This is a genomic window from uncultured Abyssibacter sp. (genome assembly GCF_964000955.1).
GTDB lineage: Bacteria > Pseudomonadota > Gammaproteobacteria > Nevskiales > OUC007 > Abyssibacter.
Genome location: NZ_CAXFCL010000352.1, coordinates 1 through 17031 on the forward strand (window position 1 = coordinate 1; position 17031 = coordinate 17031).

General features: G+C 66.5%; 11 protein-coding genes. 9 read left to right on the plus strand and 2 right to left on the minus strand.

The genetic code is table 11. From position 1 onward, the window contains the following. Together ABNS06_RS17240 and ABNS06_RS17245 are read left to right on the plus strand one after the other, a co-directional pair. Positions 1-582: cellulase family glycosylhydrolase (locus ABNS06_RS17240; RefSeq protein ID WP_348675844.1), on the plus strand; the 582-nt coding region annotated here is incomplete at its 5' end. Between the two features lie 167 nt (positions 583-749). Continuing rightward, positions 750-7862, plus strand: a complete 7113-nt coding sequence (locus ABNS06_RS17245) for a 5'-nucleotidase C-terminal domain-containing protein (protein WP_348675845.1) — start codon at positions 750-752, stop codon at positions 7860-7862. A 60-nt stretch (positions 7863-7922) separates the two neighbouring features. On the opposite strand, the gene ABNS06_RS17250 is transcribed toward ABNS06_RS17245, so the two are convergent. Then, a complete protein-coding gene (locus ABNS06_RS17250) occupies positions 7923-8510 on the minus strand; it encodes a GNAT family N-acetyltransferase (protein ID WP_348675854.1) in 588 nt (195 codons plus the stop codon). Between the two features lie 94 nt (positions 8511-8604). Between ABNS06_RS17250 and ABNS06_RS17255 the strand changes: the two genes are divergently transcribed. The 3 genes from ABNS06_RS17255 (at position 8605) to ABNS06_RS17265 (ending at position 11995) form a co-directional block, all read left to right on the plus strand. Further along, positions 8605-9912 (plus strand): amidohydrolase family protein, encoded by a 1308-nt coding sequence (locus tag ABNS06_RS17255; protein ID WP_348675846.1) that lies wholly within the window; start codon positions 8605-8607, stop codon positions 9910-9912. A 209-nt stretch (positions 9913-10121) separates the two neighbouring features. Beyond that, positions 10122-11642 carry a SulP family inorganic anion transporter gene (locus ABNS06_RS17260; RefSeq protein WP_348675847.1) on the plus strand — a complete coding sequence of 507 codons (1521 nt, stop codon included), beginning with the start codon at positions 10122-10124 and terminating at the stop codon, positions 11640-11642. 29 nt (positions 11643-11671) lie between these two features. Continuing rightward, entirely contained in the window at positions 11672-11995 is a 324-nt protein-coding gene (locus ABNS06_RS17265; protein WP_348675848.1) for a TfoX/Sxy family protein, read from the plus strand. Between the two features lie 18 nt (positions 11996-12013). On the opposite strand, the gene typA is transcribed toward ABNS06_RS17265, so the two are convergent. Beyond that, complete coding sequence (gene typA, locus ABNS06_RS17270) at positions 12014-13900, minus strand: translational GTPase TypA (protein ID WP_348675849.1); 1887 nt, start codon at positions 13898-13900, stop codon at positions 12014-12016. A 258-nt stretch (positions 13901-14158) separates the two neighbouring features. Here typA and ABNS06_RS17275 point away from each other — a divergent pair, with 258 nt between their 5' ends. The 4 genes from ABNS06_RS17275 (at position 14159) to ABNS06_RS17290 (ending at position 16838) form a co-directional block, all read left to right on the plus strand. Next, complete coding sequence (locus tag ABNS06_RS17275) at positions 14159-14890, plus strand: DUF4197 domain-containing protein (RefSeq protein WP_348675850.1); 732 nt, start codon at positions 14159-14161, stop codon at positions 14888-14890. 20 nt (positions 14891-14910) lie between these two features. Next, positions 14911-15789, plus strand: a complete 879-nt coding sequence (gene ubiA / locus ABNS06_RS17280) for a 4-hydroxybenzoate octaprenyltransferase (RefSeq protein WP_348675851.1) — start codon at positions 14911-14913, stop codon at positions 15787-15789. Between the two features lie 50 nt (positions 15790-15839). Then, positions 15840-16187, plus strand: coding sequence for a hypothetical protein (locus tag ABNS06_RS17285; protein ID WP_348675852.1), 348 nt, complete (start codon positions 15840-15842; stop codon positions 16185-16187). 63 nt (positions 16188-16250) lie between these two features. After that, positions 16251-16838 carry a TolC family protein gene (locus tag ABNS06_RS17290; protein ID WP_348675853.1) on the plus strand — a complete coding sequence of 196 codons (588 nt, stop codon included), beginning with the start codon at positions 16251-16253 and terminating at the stop codon, positions 16836-16838. Positions 16839-17031: the final 193 nt, after the last annotated feature.

Sequence of the window (17031 nt, forward strand, 5' to 3'; positions counted from 1 at the left end):
ATCCGACGGGCCGCTCCGCGGCTGAGCATCGTCGTCACCGGGGCGCACTATTCCGATCCCACCGACCTGGCGATGCTGGCGCCGCTGCCCGACGACAATGTGATCTACGGCTTTCATTTCTACACGCCCCACAACTTCACCCACCAGGGTGCGCACTGGGGCTGGGAGATGTGGCAACGCATGCGCGGTCTTCCCTATCCCAGCTCTCCGGAAGGGGTGGAGGCGGCCATCGCACGCGCCGACGGCGGCGCCCGTTCGCATATTGGGCATTACGGCAATCAGCGCTGGGACACGGCCAAGCTGCGAACCCGTATCCAGATGGTCAGGCAGTGGGCTTCCCGTCACGGGCTCACCGTGCAGTGCACGGAGTTCGGCGCGATCGAACTGGCGCCGGAGGCCGATCGCCGTCGCTGGCTTGGCGATGCCAGGCGGTTGATCGAGGAGGCCGGATTCGGCTGGACGGTCTGGGACTACGCCGGCGAGTTCGCCGTCACCCGGCCAGGGTCGCCCCGCAAGCTGGACCCGTCGCTGGCGTCAGCGCTGGGCTTCTCATCCGCGCAAATCGGTCCGCTCGAACAGTAATTCCATCGCCGGATGGTGCCGGTCTCCGGCGCCCGCGTCCCGCCGTTCGGGCGTGACACAAAACTGTTAAGCGAACGTCACCTTCGATTCATCTTCCGTCCCTAGCGTGCGGCCGGATCGCATCACGCCCCCGCGTGGTGCATTCGGTTTCCAGGGAGACGGATGCTGTGAAAGACCTGACTTCGACGCGCGGATTGCGCGTACTGCCTTTCGCGCTGGCACTGATGCTGGCCGCCTGTGGTGACCCCACGACGATCGACATCGACGCCGACAATCCGCCGCCGGGCGACACCACCGGCGTGAGCCAGGCCGTCAGCGCGGCCAGCGGTGGCACGGTCACCATCCCGGCCGGCCAGGATGGCGCGGGCGCTTCCATCGCGATCAGTGCGAACGCTCTTCCGGCCAACGCCACGGTGACGCTGGATGTGTCATCGCGGACGGCACCGGCGGGTACCGCCGGCCCGATCATCGACATCGGCCCGGACGGTACGCAGTTCCAGCGCCCGGTCCGCATCACGGTTCCCTACGACGCGTCCATGCTGCCCGCCGGCGCGGACGAGTCCACGCTGGTCATCGGCAAGCTGCTGGGCGACGGCACGCTGCAGGCGCTGACCGACATCCGGGTGAATGCCGCCAGCGATACGGTTAGCGGTCTCACCTCGTCGCTTTCGGATTTCGTTGCGGCACTGCCGACCGCGCCGACGCTGGTCAATCTCGCCGACTTCACCCTGCAGTTGCTGCACGCGGCCGACATGGAGGCCGGTGGTCCGGCGGTGGACGATGCCCCGCGCTTCTCCGCCGTGCTTCGCGAGCTGCGCGACGAGATGCCCGAGCACTCGATCACGCTTTCCTCCGGCGACGTGATCATCCCGGGGCCGTTCTTCTCGGCGTCGGATTCGGAACAGTTCGCCGCCGCGCAGAACCTGCCGAACTCCGGCCAGGGCGGTCGCGCCGACATCCTGATGATGAACGCCATGGGCTTCCAGGCCTCGGCGCTGGGCAACCATGAATTCGATCTGGGTCCGGCTGTGCTGGCCGGTGTCATCGCCGAGAACATCGAGGAATCGCTGACCTATCCCGGCGCCGCCTTCCCGTATCTGTCGACCAACCTCGACGTCTCGGCCGATGCCGACCTGGGCCCGCTGGTGACCGACGATGGCATGGAGCCCGCGGCGAACAGTGTCGCCGGCAGTGTCGTGATCACCGTGGATGGCGAGCAGATCGGCGTGGTCGGCGCGACGACGCCGACGCTGGGCACGATCTCCAGCCCGGGCGGCGACATCGTCATCAGCCCGATGGACTTCGACGCCGCCAGCGCGAGCAGCCTCGACGATCTGGCCGACGAGATTCAGCCCGCCATTGACGCCTTGACCGGCGCCGGCATCGACAAGGTGATCCTGCTGGCGCACATGCAGCAAATCGCGATCGAGGAGGCGCTGGCCTCGCGCCTGTCCGGCGTCGACATCATCGTCGCCGGTGGTTCGAACACCATTCTCGCGGACGCCAATGACCGCCTGCGCGCGGGCGACACCGCCGCCGGAACCTATCCCAAGCTGTTCACCTCCGGCGCCGGCGAGCCGGTCGCGGTGGTGAACACCGATGGCAACTACCGCTATGTCGGTCGTCTCGTTGTCGGCTTCGACGCCGACGGCAAGCTGATGCTGGACACCATCGACCCGGTGTTCTCTGGCGCGTTCGCCACCGACGAGCAGGGTGTGGCCGACCTGGGTGATCCGGACCCGATCGCGGAAGTCGCCGCGATCGCCGAGGACGTTTCCGATGTACTGATCGCCCGCGAATCGGCGATCTTCGGCAACACGTCGGTCTACCTCAACGGCGTGCGGGGTTCGGTGCGCACCGAGGAAACCAACCTGGGCAACCTGAGCGCGGACGCCAACCTGGCCGCCGCGCAGGCCGTGGATGCAAGCGCGACGATCTCGATCAAGAACGGTGGCGGCATCCGCGACGACATCGGTGAGGTGACGCAACCGCCGGGAACGAACGATCCCGCCGACGCCTTGCGCACGCCGCCGGCGGCGATTCCCGCCGCGGGCAAGGCCGAGGGCGACATCAGCCAGTTCGATATCCAGAACGCGCTGCGCTTCAACAATGGTCTGAGCCTGCTCACCGTGACCGCCGCCGAGCTGCGGGACATCCTCGAATACGCCATTGGTTTCGCCGACGTGGGTACGGTCACCCAGGGGCGTTTCCCGCAGGTGGGTGGCATCCGATTCAGCTTTGATCCGGCGGCCGCCGGACGCGACACCGCGGGTGCCGGCAACGGCATGCGGATTCAGTCGCTGGTCGTGCTGGATGCCGATGGCGCCGGTGCCGGCACGGTTGGCGACGTGGTCGTCAAGGACGGACAACTGGTCGGTGATCCGGGCCGCACATTCCGTCTGGTGACGCTGGACTTCCTGGCCGGCGGGGGTGATGGCTATCCCTTCGACAGCCTGTCCGCGCCCGATCGCGTCGACATCACGCAGTCGTCTGAGCAGGCGCCTTCCGGCCCGGCCGCGTTCGCACCGGACAACAGCGAGCAGGACGCGCTGGCCGAGTATCTGCTGGCCAGCTTCCCGGATGCGGCCAACGCCTTCGGCGCCGCGGATGCGGGCATGGCGGATGACACGCGCATCCAGTACGTGACCGCCCGCAGTGACACCGTGCTGGATGGCGATTCCGACGGTGACGGCGTCAACGACGTCGATGACGCCTTCCCCAACGACCCGACGCTGTCGGAGGAGACGGACACCGATGGCGACGGCGAACCGGACATCACCGACACCGATGATGACGACGACGGCGTGGCTGACGTGGACGATGCCTACCCGCTGAACGACAACGCCAGCTTCCAGTTGCAGCTGCTGCATGCGGCCGACTTCGAGGCCGGTGGTCCGGCGATCGATGACGCCCCGCGTTTCTCGGCGGTGCTGTCGGCGCTGGAGGACGACTTCAGCAACACGCTGAAGCTGCTGTCCGGCGACAACTACATTCCGGGCCCGTTCTACTCGGCGTCGAATTCGGCCGATTTCGCGGCCGCGGTGGGTCTGCCGGATTCGGGGCAGGGCGGTCGCGCGGACATCCTGATCGCCAACGCCATGGGTTTCCAGGCGTCGGCCTTCGGCAACCACGAGTTCGATCTGAACACCGGTGAGGTCGCCACGCTGGTCGCGATGAATTCGGACGGCACCAACACCTATCCGGGTGCGACCTTCCCGTATCTGTCCACCAATCTCGACTTCTCGACCGACGCCAATCTGTCCGGTCTGGTGGTCGCCGATGGCGCCGCGCCGCAGGGCAACAGCATCGCGGGCAGCGTGGTGATCAGCGTGGGTGGCGAGCAGATCGGCGTCGTGGGTGCGACGACCCCAACGCTGGGCACGATCTCCTCGCCGGGTGACGTCGGCATCAGCCCGATGCCGTTCAACGCGGCCAACATGGCGGATCTCCAGGCCCTGGCCGACGAGATTCAGCCGACGGTCACGGCCCTCACCGATGCCGGCGTGAACAAGGTCATTCTGCTGGCGCACATGCAGCAGATCGCGATCGAGCAGACGCTGGCGACCTTGCTGGACGGTGTCGACATCATCGTCGCGGGCGGCTCCAACACCTTGCTCGCCGACAGCAACGATGCGCTGCGCGCGGGCGATACCGCCGCGGATACCTATCCGTTGCAGTACACCTCGGCCGGTGGCGAGCCGGTACTGGTCGTCAACACCGACGGCAACTACCGCTACGTCGGCCAGCTAGTCGCCGGATTCAGCGCCGATGGCGTGCTGTCGCTGGACACGCTGGACGACACGGTCAACGGCGCCTACGCCACGGATGAGGCGGGCGTGATCGCCGTGGGTGGTCCAAGCCCGAACGCCGACGTGCAGGCGATCGTCGATGCGGTCTCCGACGTGCTCATCGCCCGCGAGTCGAACATCTTCGGCAACACGGCGGTGTACCTGAACGGTGTCCGTGGCGCGGTGCGCACCCAGGAGACCAACCTGGGCAACCTGACCGCGGACGCCAACCTGATGACCGCGCAGTCGGTGGAACCGGCGGTCGCGATCTCGCTGAAGAACGGTGGCGGCATTCGTGACGACATCGGCGAGGTGACGCAGCCGCCGGGGACGAACGATCCGGCGGATGCCGAGCGCACGCCGCCGGCGGCGATCCCGGCCGCGGGCAAGAACGATGGCGATATCAGCGAGTTCGATATCTCGAATGCGCTGAGCTTCAACAACGGCCTGAGCCTGCTGACGGTCACCGCGGCCGAACTGAAGGACATCCTGGAACACGGGATCGGCTTCGATGATGTCGGCACCGTGACCCAGGGTCGTTTCCCGCAGGTGGGTGGCATCCGGTTCAGCTTTGATCCGGCGGCCGATGGCCGCGACACGGTAGGTGCCGGCATGGGCCAGCGCCTGCAATCGCTGGTCGTGCTCGATCCCGACGGTGCCGGCCCGATCTCCGCACCCGACGTGATCGTCGAGAACGGTCAGCTGGTTGGCGATCCGGAGCGGACCTTCCGCCTGGTGACGCTGGACTTCCTGGCCGGTGGTGGCGATGGCTATCCCTTCGACACCCTGGCCGCGTCCGATCGCATCGACATCACGGCCGAGGACACGGACACGCCCACCGGCACCGCGACCTTCGCGCCGGACAACAGCGAGCAGGACGCATTGGCCGAGTATCTGGCGGCCAACTTCGCGGATGCGGCCAGTGCTTTCTCCCAAGCTGATGTGGATGCGGATCAGGACGAGCGAATCCAGAATCTCGCCGTCCGGATGGACACGGTGATCCAGCCACAGATTCTGATCAGCGAGTTGCGCATCGACCAGGACCAGGATGACACCGACGAGTACTTCGAGCTGTCCGGTCCCGTCGCCGCGTCACTGGATGATCTGACCTACATCGTCATCGGTGACGGGTCGGGTGGATCCGGCGTGGTCGAGGCGATCGTCAGCCTGGCGGGGCAGAGCATTGCCGGTGACGGCCTGTTCCTCGCGGCGGAGAGTACTTACGACCCGAGCCGATTCGGCAGCAGCCGCGCAGCCGATCTGATCACATCGCTGAACTTCGAGAACGGCGACAACGTGACACACCTGCTGGTGCGGGACTTCACCGGCGCGAGTCAGGACGATCTCGACACCGATGACGACGGCGTGCTCGATGTGACGCCCTGGACGGCAGTGATCGACTCGGTCGCGCTGATCGAGGCGACTCCGGGTGCCGAGGGTCAGGAGCATGTGTATTCCGCGAACCGCGTCGGGCCTGATGGCAACTTCGTGCCCGCTCACGTCTACCGCCACAACGGCAACACGCAGCCATTCGAGATCGGCGGCTTCACATTGGGCGAGGACGACACCCCCGGTACGGCGAACCCGATCGCGCCGCCGGCCGCGCCTCCCGGTCCGCCCGCGGTGACCGCGCGCATCTATGAGGTGCAGGGTGCGGCCCACGTGTCGCCACTGCTGGGTGAGGATCACGTGGTGCCGGGTATCGTGACCGGCGTCGCCGGCAATGGCTTGTGGATGCAGGACCCGGACGGGGACGGTGACACCGACACGTCGGACGGTTTGTTCGTGTTCACTGGCAGCACGCCGGACGTGATGGTTGGTGACGAAGTGCTGGTGGACGGCACGGTGGCGGAGTTCACGCCGGGCGGCGAATCCACCGGCAACCTGTCGACCACGCAGCTCTCCGGCGCGACGCTTTACGCAAGCTCGGACAACTTCACCGCGACCACCGTAGCCGTGACCACGGTCGGGTTGTCCGGTGCGGACCGCAACCTGCCGTCGACGACCATCGTCGACAACGACACGAACGGCAACATCAACAACACGGCCGAGACCACCTACGACCCCACCGAGGACGGCATCGATTTCTACGAATCGCTGGAGGGCATGCTGATCTCGGTGACCAATCCGACCGTGGTCGGCGCGACCAACCGCTTCGGCGAAACCTATGTCGTGCCGAATGGCGGTACCGGTGCCACGGGCATGAACAGCCGCGGCGGCATCAGCCTCGACATCCTGGCGGGCGGTGTGGTGAATCGGCTGGATCAGGGTGACGGCGGCGTGGACTACAACCCGGAACGCATCCAGATCGAGGACACGCTGCTGGCGACGACGCCGTCACTCAACGTGGGCGACAGCTTTGATGCGCCGGTGACCGGCGTGCTGGGTGCCTACAACTTCGGCAACTACGAACTCGTTCCGACCGAGCTGCCGGCCGTGACGGCATCCGGGATCACCGCCGAGGTGTCGACGATCACCGGCAGCGATCAGCGCCTGACCGTCGCGACCTACAACGTGCTGAACCTGGACCCGGCGGTCGAGCCCGGCGGCGAGATTGATGACGATGTCGGCGACGGACGGTTCGCGGCCATCGCGAACCAGATCGTCACCGCGCTGAACACGCCGGACATCATCGGTTTGCAGGAGGTGCAGGACAATTCCGGCGGCGAGGAAGACGGCACCACGTCGGCCAGTGACACGCTGGCGACACTGGTCCAGGCCATCGTCGACGCCGGCGGGCCGACCTATACCGCGATCGAGGTCGCTCCGGCCATGGCCGAGACCAACGGCGGGCAGCCCGGTGGCAACATCCGCCAGGCCTTTCTCTACAATGCCGCGCGGGTCAGCCTGGCCAGCGGCACGGCGGGTTCCGGTTCGGATGCCACCGCGCCAACCAGCGACGGCGGGGTCGTGGGTCTGAGCTTCAATCCGGGGCTGATCGATCCTTCGAATGCCGCGTTCTCCGGGGCGCGCAAGCCGCTGGCCGCCGCCTTCGACTTCAACGGCGAGCGCGTGGTGGTGGTCAACAACCACTTTTCGTCCAAGGGTGGCGGCACGCCGATCTTCGGCGCGGTGCAGCCGTTCGTGAATGGCTCCGAGGATGAGCGGCGTGCGCAGACGGCCATCGTCAACCAGTTCGTCGACGATGCCCTGGCCATCGACGCCGACGCACGGGTCATCGTGCTGGGCGACATGAACGAGTTCACCTTCGAAGAGCCGCTGCGCATCCTCGCCGGTGTGGACGATGCATCCAACGTGCTGCAGGACCTCTTCGACGTCGCCGGTCTGGATCAGGTGGAGCGCTACACCTTCATCTTCGACGGCAACAGCCAGGCACTGGACCACATCTTCGTGACCGCGTCGCTGGTCGCGGCTGCGCCGCTGGTCGACGCCGTGCACACCAACATCGAGTTCGCCAGCAGCCCGATGGGGGCCTCGGACCACGATCCGATCCTGTCCAGCTTCGAACTGGGCGCCGCGCCGGCACCCTGAACCCGGCCCAGGACCTGTCGTCATTCGGACGCCGGCGCTCGCGAGGGCGCCGGCGTTCGTTCAGCCGGTCGGCAGCGTCCGCTCCCAGAATCGCATGGGCTTGTCGGTGGACTCGGTCGCACCGATGTCCGGCCAGGCGAAGTGGCAGACCAGGTCCATGGGTGTGTAGCCGCGATTGGTCCAGAACCGTTCGTTGCCGATGTAGTGGGGCGGTTTCGCAGGATGCGTATCCGGGCGCTCCACCGCGCAGAAGGTGCAGCGTTTGAGTCCCAGCGCCAGGGCATGCGACTCGCGCTCGGCGAAAAAGCCGACGCCCAGCCCACGCCCGCGATAGGTGTCCAGCACGACGGATTCGCCAAAATAAAGCCAGTCATCCGTCGAAATGCCGGCCTGGATGAATGGCGCCTGCATTTCCGTTTCCGCCGCGGCGAGCGGCAGGGCGGTGGAGGCGCCGACCAGCGCATCGTCATCCAGCGCCAGCAGCACGATGCTGTCGGGGCAGTCGAAGTAGGTCCGCAGATAGCCCTGCTCGTAGGGAAGATTGCCGGCGTACAGATACGGCCACTCGCGAAAGACATCGATGCGCAGCTGCGCGATCGCGTCGAGCCAGGGCGTTGCGTCGGCTCCCCGCAGGGCCTGAATGGTCAGCGTGCTCACGGTGCCTATGATCCCCGACTCGGCGGGGCGTTGTCATGCGCTCTGCGATACTCTGCGCGCACGTTCTGAGACCGATGAAATGCTCATGCGCCGACTTCTTCTTTGCCTGCTGATCCTGCCATCTCTGTCCCATGCCGAGTCGATCTTCTGCGAGTCGATGATCGACGTGCAGCGCGGCCGGGCGGTCAGCAACGTGCTGATCACCATCGAGGACGGTCGCATCGCCGCCGTGGAACGCGATGCGAAGCCCGGAGAGGCGCGGCGGCTGGCCGGGTTGACCTGCCTGCCGGGGCTGACCGACATGCATACGCATCTGACCGGTGAATTCGGGCCCGACACCTACCTCAGGCGGTTCCAGGATGATCCGGCCGACATCGCCTTCGAGTCGGCCGTCTACGCCGAGCGCACGTTGCTCGCGGGCTTCACCACCGTGCGGGATCTGGGGGACAGCGCCAACGTGTCGGTGGCGCTGAAACAGGCGATCAGCAAGGGGCTGGTGAACGGCCCGAGGATCTTCACCGCCGCCAAGTCACTGGCGACCACCGGCGGTCATGCCGATCCCACCAATGGCATGCGGGCCGATCTCGAAGGCGACCCGGGTCCGAAGCAGGGCGTGATCAACGGGGTGGATGACGCCCGCCAGGCCGTGCGCCAGCGCTACAAGGACGGCGCCGACCTCATCAAGATCACCTCCACCGGCGGCGTGTTGTCGGTAGCCTCCAGCGGGCAGAACGCCCAGTTCAGCGAGGCGGAGATTGCCGCGGTCGTCGACACCGCGAAGGACTACGGTTTCCACGTCGCCGCTCACGCCCACGGCGCCGAGGGTATGAAGCGGGCGATCCGCGCGGGTGTGGCCACCATCGAGCACGGCACGTACATGGACGATGAGACCATCGACCTGTTCAAGCGCTACGGGGCCTGGTACGTGCCCACGATCATTGCCGGCAAGTGGGTCGAGGAGAAATCACGGATCGACGGGTTCTTTCCCGAGGTCGTCCGGCCCAAGGCGGCGGCCATCGGGCCGCAGATCCAGGACACCTTCGCGCGGGCCTACAAGGCCGGCGTGAAGATCCTGTTCGGCACCGACTCCGGTGTGTCCGCCCATGGCGACAACGCCTGGGAGTTCGTCTACATGGTCGCGGCGGGCATGCCGCCGGCCGACGCCATTCGTTCGGCCACGCTGAGCCCGGCGATAGTCCTGGGCCGAGAGGATCAGCAGGGCGCCATCGAGTCAGGCATGGTCGCAGACATCATCGCCGTGCCCGGCAACCCGCTGAACGATGTCGGCGTGCTGCGTGACGTGCGCTTCGTGATGAAGGATGGCGTGGTCTACAAGTCGCCCGACGCGGCCGAGGCCGCCCCGACAGCCACGGACGCCGTCCCCGCCGGGTAGACGCACGGCGCCGCATCCCGGACAATGTTGCGGCGCACAAAGGTTCGTTGACGAGAAGAGACCGCGAGGTCGGCCTTCGCCGCCCGCGACAAGCCCGGCGCAAGGCCGGGTAAAGAACCACGGCGCTCGTGTGCCCTGACGGCACGCCTTCAACCCGAATGCATCGATGCCGCGCCGGCGACGGTCGTCCGCGGCGAACGGAGTCTGTTTTGCTCAAGCTCTCGCCGACCGAACTGAAGACCAACCTGCTCAGCGGCCTGACCGTCGCGCTGGCCATGGTGCCGGAAGCCATTGCCTTTGCCCTGATCGCCCAGGTGTCGCCCCTGACCGGTTTGTACGCGGCGTTCATCGTGTCGCTGGTCACGTCGGCCTTCGGCGGCCGGCCCGGCATGATTTCCGGGGCGACGGGCGCGCTGGCGGTCGTGATGGTCGCGCTGGTGGTCGAGCACGGCGTGCAGTACCTGTTCGCCACCGTGGTGCTCATGGGACTGTTGCAGTTGCTCGCCGCCGGACTGCGTCTGGGCAAGTTCATCCGCATGGTGCCGCACCCGGTGATGCTGGGCTTCGTCAACGGCCTGGCGATCGTGATCTTTCTGGCCCAGTTCCAGCACTTCAAGGTGCCCACCGACGATGGTGGCATGACCTGGATGGCCCCCGGCCCGCTGGCGCTGATGGCCGGTCTGATCGTGATGACCATGGCGATCATCTACCTGCTGCCCAAGCTCACCAAGGCGGTGCCGGCGACGCTGGTCGCCATCGTCGCGACCTCGGTGCTGGTCATCGGTCTGGGCATCGATACCAAGACCGTGGGCGACCTGGGCTCGATCAAGGGCGGGTTGCCGGATTTCGCGATTCCGATGGTGCCGCTGAACCTGGAAACGCTGAAGATCATCTTCCCCTACGCGCTGATCCTCGCCTTCATCGGCCTGATCGAGTCGCTGCTGACGCTCACCTTGATCGACGCCATGACCGACACCCGCGGCCGGCCGAACAAGGAATGCGCGGCGCAGGGCGCGGCCAACGTGATCACCGGATTCTTCGGTGGCATGGGCGGTTGCGCGATGATCGGCCAGAGCATGATCAACGTGAACAACGGCGCGCTGCATCGCCTGTCCGGCATCGTGACCGCGTTGTTCCTGCTGTCGTTCATCCTGTTCGCCTCTGGCCTGATCGAGCGGATTCCGCTGGCGGCGTTGATCGGCGTGATGTTCGTGGTGTCGGAGAAGACCTTCGAGTGGGGCAGCTTCCGCCTGTTCGGCAAGGTGCCGAAGCCCGACGTGTTCGTCGGCCTGCTGGTAGCCGCCATCACCGTCATCGCGGATCTGGCCCTGGCCGTGGTCGCCGGGGTGATCTGTTCCGCGCTGTTCTTCGCCTGGGACCACGCCAAGCGCGTGCGGCTGACCGGTCAGGAGCAGGACGATGGCTCCAAGCTCTACGAGGTGGAAGGCACTCTGTTCTTCGCCTCGGTCACCGATTTTCAGCAGCAGTTCTCGCCCGCCGGTGATCCGGATGTGGTCGAGATCGACTTCCGCAACGCACGGCTGATGGATCATTCGGCCATCGAGGCGGTGAACACCCTGGCCGAGCGTTACACCCGGGCCGGCAAGCGCCTCACGCTGCGCCACCTGAGCCCGGACTGCGTCGAGTTGCTGGACAAGGCGCGCAAGATGATCGAGGTCGACTACAAGGAAGACCCGCGCTACCACGTGGCGGATGACGCCCTGGCGTAGACTGGCGGCTGTCGCAGCCTGAGGCAGCCATGAGCGAGTTCGTCGACTATCTGAACGAGGTCTTCGCAGAGTTCGGGCCGATTCGCTCGCGCCGCATGTTCGGCGGCCACGGCATCTACCACGCGGACCTGATGTTCGCGCTGGTGGCCGATGACACGCTTTACCTCAAGGTCGACGACCTCAGTCGCCCGGACTTCGAGGCCCGCGAGCTGCCGGCCTTCGAGGTCACGATGCGCGGCCGCGTCGGCCGCATGTCGTATCACCAGGCGCCGGAAGAGATCTACGATGATCCCGAGGTGGCCGCCGAGTGGGCACGCAAGGCCTACGATGCGGCCTTGCGCAGCCGCAAGTGATGCCTCGGTAGCGCGGTATCAGGCGCGACCGGCGCGCTTGCGCTCGTGTTCCTTCAGGTAGCGCTTGCGCAGGCGAATGCTCTCCGGGGTGATCTCGACGAGCTCGTCGTCGTTGATCCACTCCAGCGCCTGTTCCAGTGACAGCTTCATCGGCGGTGTCAGGATGATGTTTTCATCCGAACCGGCGGCGCGGATGTTGGTGAGCTGCTTGGCCTTCAGCGGGTTCACGACCAGGTCGTTGTCGCGGCTGTGCTCGCCCACGATCTGACCTTCGTAGATCGTCTCGCCCGGGTTGACCATCATCCGACCGCGTTCCTGCAGGTTGAACAGGGCGTAACCCAGCGACTTGCCGTCGCCGTTGGAGATCATCGCGCCCTTGTGGCGCTGACCCACATCCTGGTTGCTGGCCTCGTCGAAGGATTCGAACACGTGGTACAGCAGCCCGGTGCCGCTGGTCATGGACAGGAATTCGGTCTGGAATCCGATCAGCCCGCGCGCCGGCATGCGGAACTCCAGGCGCACGCGGCCGGTGGCGTCCGGCACCATGTTCTGCATGCTGGCGCCGCGCTCCTGCAAGGCCTGGATCACCGCGCCCTGATGCTCGGACTCGACGTCCACCGTCACCTGCTCCCAGGGCTCCAGCATCTGGCCATCGACTTCGCGGGTGATGACCTGCGGGCGTGACACGGCCAGTTCGTAGCCCTCACGGCGCATGTTCTCGATCAGGATGCCCAGGTGCAGCTGACCGCGACCGGAGACCTTGAACTTGTCCGGGTCGTTCATCTGTTCCACGCGCAGCGCCACGTTGTGCTTGAGCTCGCGCTCCAGCCGGTCCTTGATCTGGCGGCTGGTGATGAACTTGCCCTCGCGACCGGCCAGCGGGCTCTTGTTGACCTCGAAGGTCATGCTCATCGTCGGCTCGTCCACCGCCAGCGCCGGCAGCGCCTCCGGGTGTTCCGGATCGCAGAGCGTGTCGGAGATGTCCAGGGTTTCCAGGCCGCTGAAGGCGATGATGTCGCCCGCCGACGCGGAGTCGGATGCGACGCGGTCCAGACCCAGGTAGGTCATCACCTGCAGCACGCGACCACGCCGCGATTTGCCGTTCCGGTCGATGACCACCACCGGGCGGTTCGGGCCGATGGCGCCGCGCTGGATGCGGCCCACGCCGATCACGCCGACGTAGCTGTCGTAGTCCAGCGTGGTCACGCGCATCTGGAACGGGCCGTCGGCGTCGACATCCGGCGGAGACACCTTGTCCATGATCGTTTCGAACAGCGGCGTCATGTCGCCTTCGCGCACGCTGTCATCCGCGCTGGCGTAGCCATTCAGCGCGCTGGCGTAGACGATCGGGAAGTCGAGCTGCTCGTCGGTGGCGCCCAGCGAGTCGAACAGGTCGAACACCTGGTCGATCACCCAGTCCGGGCGGGCGCCGGGGCGGTCGATCTTGTTGACCACCACGATGGGCTTGAGTCCCAGCGCGAAGGCCTTCTGCGTCACGAAGCGCGTCTGCGGCATCGGGCCGTCGACGGCATCCACCAGCAGCAGCACCGAATCGACCATGGACAGCACGCGTTCCACTTCGCCGCCGAAGTCGGCGTGTCCGGGCGTGTCGACGATGTTGATCCGACACGTCCCTGTGTCGGACCCTGCGGGCGCGCTACGCGCGTCCAAATCCGTTCCGGACGCATTTGTGATCCGGTTGTCCTTCCAGCGAATCGCGGTGTTCTTGGACAGGATCGTGATGCCGCGCTCGCGCTCCAGATCGTTGGAGTCCATGACCCGCTCGCGCTGTTCGCCGCGTTCGGCCAGGGTGCCGGATTGACGAAGAAGCTGATCGACCAGCGTGGTCTTGCCGTGGTCGACGTGAGCAATGATGGCGATATTTCGCAGATTGGCGACGGACATGGAATGGGCACAGCAGGAGATAAAGGCGCGCAATTCTAGCGATGTCGTGCGACACGCGTACGATTTTGTTGCGATGCCGCATGCTGGGCGGAGGGCGTGCCCACAGGCTTCGCCTCAGATGGAGACGGAAGTCGGGGGATGACGACCGCCAGGGGACCGGACCCTTCGTCGTGGCGACGGCCGGTGTCGTCAGGTGTTGCTGTGGGGCGGCGTCGATCGCGTTATCGTACGTGGCCAGTTTTTTCGCGGAGGCGCACGATGCGCAAGGCCCTGTTCGTCATTGCCCTGATTGTCTGTCTTCCCGCCCACGCGGGTTGGGCCGACTGGCTGAACGATTTGCTGGGCGGTGGCAGTGAGGATGCGCCCAGCGCGGCGGCGCCGCTGACGGCCGAAACCGCGGCCAAGGGCATTCGCGAGGCACTGGCCGAGGGCACGCGCACGGCGGTCAACACGCTGGGCAGGGCCAACGGTTTCTGGGAAAACGATCAGGCGCGGATTCCGCTGCCGCGCGGCATCGAACGCCTGGGCGAGACCCTGACCAAGCTCGGCGCCGGCGACATGGTCGACGAGTTTCATCTGACCCTGAACCGAGCCGCCGAAAAGGCCGTGCCGGAAGCGGCGGACCTGCTCGCCAATGCCGTGCGCGAGATGAGCGTTGCCGATGCGCTGAATATCGTGCAGGGCGCGGACGACGCGGCGACCGAGTACTTTCGCGCCAATGCCGGCGACGCGCTGTACCAGAAGCTGCATCCGCTGGTCGTGGACGCCACCGGCAAGGTCGGCGTGACCCAGGATTACAAGGCGCTGGTGAAGAAGGCCGGCCCGCTGATGGCGATGGCCGGGCAGGACGTGCCCGACCTGGATGACTACATCACCTCGCAGGCGCTGAACGCGTTGTTCACCGAAATCGCCGCCGAGGAAAAGCGGATTCGCGAGAATCCCGCCCAGCGGACCACGGAAATTCTGCGCCAGGTCTTCGGTAGTAGCTAAGCCCTGAACCGGGAATCATCGTGAGGTTTCTTCGCCAGAAGCTGGTCGACTATGCGTTGCTGATGCGGCTGGACCGACCCATCGGCATCTGGCTGCTGCTGTGGCCGACGCTGTGGGCATTGTGGATTGCCGCCGGTGGTCCACCGGATCGTGACCTGCTGCTGATCTTCGTCGCCGGCGTGGTGTTGATGCGCTCGGCCGGCTGCATGATCAACGACGTGTCCGACCACGACATCGACCCGCATGTCGCGCGCACGGCCAACCGGCCGATCGCCGCCGGCCGGGTGCGGCGCGCCGAGGGTGTGGTGCTGTTCGTGCTACTGGCGCTCATCGCCCTGGCGCTGGTCTGGCAAACCAACTGGCTCACGATTCTGCTCGCGGTTCCGGCGGCGATCATCGCGGCCTCGTACCCGCTGGCCAAGCGCTGGCACTCCATGCCGCAGGCGCATCTGGGCATCGCGTTCTCCTGGGGCATTCCGATGGCGTTCGCCGCGCAAACCGGCACCGTCGCCTGGGAGGCCTGGCCGCTGTTTCTCGCCAACGTGCTGTGGACCATCGCCTACGACACCTTCTACGCGATGGCCGACCGCGACGAGGACCTGGCGATCGGCGTGCAGTCGTCGGCCATCCTGTTCGGCCGCTTCGACCGGGCCATCACCGCGTTGCTGCAACTCGCCACGCTGGGTGTCCTGTTCACGCTGGGCCAGGTACTGGGCTACGGCCTCTGGTTCAACGGTGGGTTGGTGGTGGCGGCGCTGCTGGCGCTGCGTCAGCAGTGGCAGATCCGCCACCGAGACTCCGCCGCCTGCTTCCAGGCGTTTCTGGCCAATCACCGCTTCGGCGCGGTGATCTTCATCGGGTTGCTGCTGGAGACCTGGCCGCAGGGGCCAGTGCTCTGACGCCAGTCTGATACACTCGAAAGCGTCTGAGGTCCGCGCCAAACAGGTTCATGCACGCACGTCCCCGCCCCTCCAACTGGTTCATCGCCCTGCTGCTGCTCGTGGCGTGGACGCGGGTGATGGCCGGCGTGCCGGAAGCGGTGACGCATGATGCGGCGGATGCCATGACGCATGAGGAAGTACGTGATCACGTCATGACCATGCAAGGGCATGTTGGCGATGAATCCGGTCAGTCGGACGATCACCAGCATCACCTGCACCTTTGCTGTGGTGGTGTCGCGATTCCTTCCGAGGCGATGCTCACGCTCGCCAACGAGCCGCACGCACCGGCGACAGAACCAGACACCGATTCGCCGATCCGGCGCAGTCGGACGCTGCTGAGACCGCCGATCGCCTGAGTTCTCCCCCTACCGGACCGATGCCGCGACCGGCGTCGGCAGATTCACTTCCGGGAGAACTCCATGTTCCCAATATCCCTGAGGGGCTGCGCCTGTCTGGCGCTGCTCCTGCTGGCCGTCCCCGCGATGGCCCAACCGTCCCGCATTCCGGCCACGTTGCCGGCGGTACTGGACTGGACCGCGGCGCATCATCCCGCGCTGCAACGCATGACCCATGAACTCCAGGCGCGATCCGCCCTGGTCGATGCCGCCGGATTCGGCCCGCCACTGACCCTGGACGCCGAGGTTGAAAACCCCGCCGGTACTGGCGAGTTCGCCGGCGGCGACCGGCTGGAGACGACGCTGAGCCTGGGTGGCGTGCTGGAGTGGGGCGGCCGCCCCATGCTGCGCCGGGTCGAGGCCTTGTCGCGGACCGACGTGCTGCGAATCGAGCTGGATCAGCAGCGTCGCGACGTGCTTGCGGATGCCGCGCTGCGCTTCATCGATCTGGCGCGTGCGCAGGCCGATCTCGATCTGCTGGAACAGGCGCTGAAGGCGGCCGAACAGACCGCCGACGCCAGCCGCGAACGCCAGCAGGCCGGGGCCGCGTCGGCCGCGGATACCCAGCGGGCCACGTTGGAGCTGTCCGCCGCCCGGCTGCGGATTCGGTAGGCGCGGACCCGACGGCAGGGCGCCGAGCGTGCCCTCGCCATCGCCACCGGTGCGCCGAACGCGGCAGTGGCGGCGCCTCGTGTCGATTGGTCGACATTGCCTCCGGTTCCGTCGCGCGGCCATCTGTTGCGCTGGGCGCAACAGGCGCCGGCCGTGAATCTCGCCACGGCGGATCAGTCGCTGGCGCAGGCAC

What these genes read in the sequence shown, in the direction of transcription:
- ABNS06_RS17255 (WP_348675846.1), top strand. Translation starts at nt 8,605, where the DNA reads ATGCGCCGACTTCTTCTTTGCCTGCTGATCCTGCCATCTCTGTCCCAT.
- ABNS06_RS17265 (WP_348675848.1), top strand. Translation starts at nt 11,672, where the DNA reads ATGAGCGAGTTCGTCGACTATCTGAACGAGGTCTTCGCAGAGTTCGGG.
- typA (WP_348675849.1), bottom strand. Translation starts at nt 13,900, where the DNA reads ATGTCCGTCGCCAATCTGCGAAATATCGCCATCATTGCTCACGTCGAC.
- ABNS06_RS17275 (WP_348675850.1), top strand. Translation starts at nt 14,159, where the DNA reads ATGCGCAAGGCCCTGTTCGTCATTGCCCTGATTGTCTGTCTTCCCGCC.
- ABNS06_RS17285 (WP_348675852.1), top strand. Translation starts at nt 15,840, where the DNA reads ATGCACGCACGTCCCCGCCCCTCCAACTGGTTCATCGCCCTGCTGCTG.
- ABNS06_RS17290 (WP_348675853.1), top strand. Translation starts at nt 16,251, where the DNA reads ATGTTCCCAATATCCCTGAGGGGCTGCGCCTGTCTGGCGCTGCTCCTG.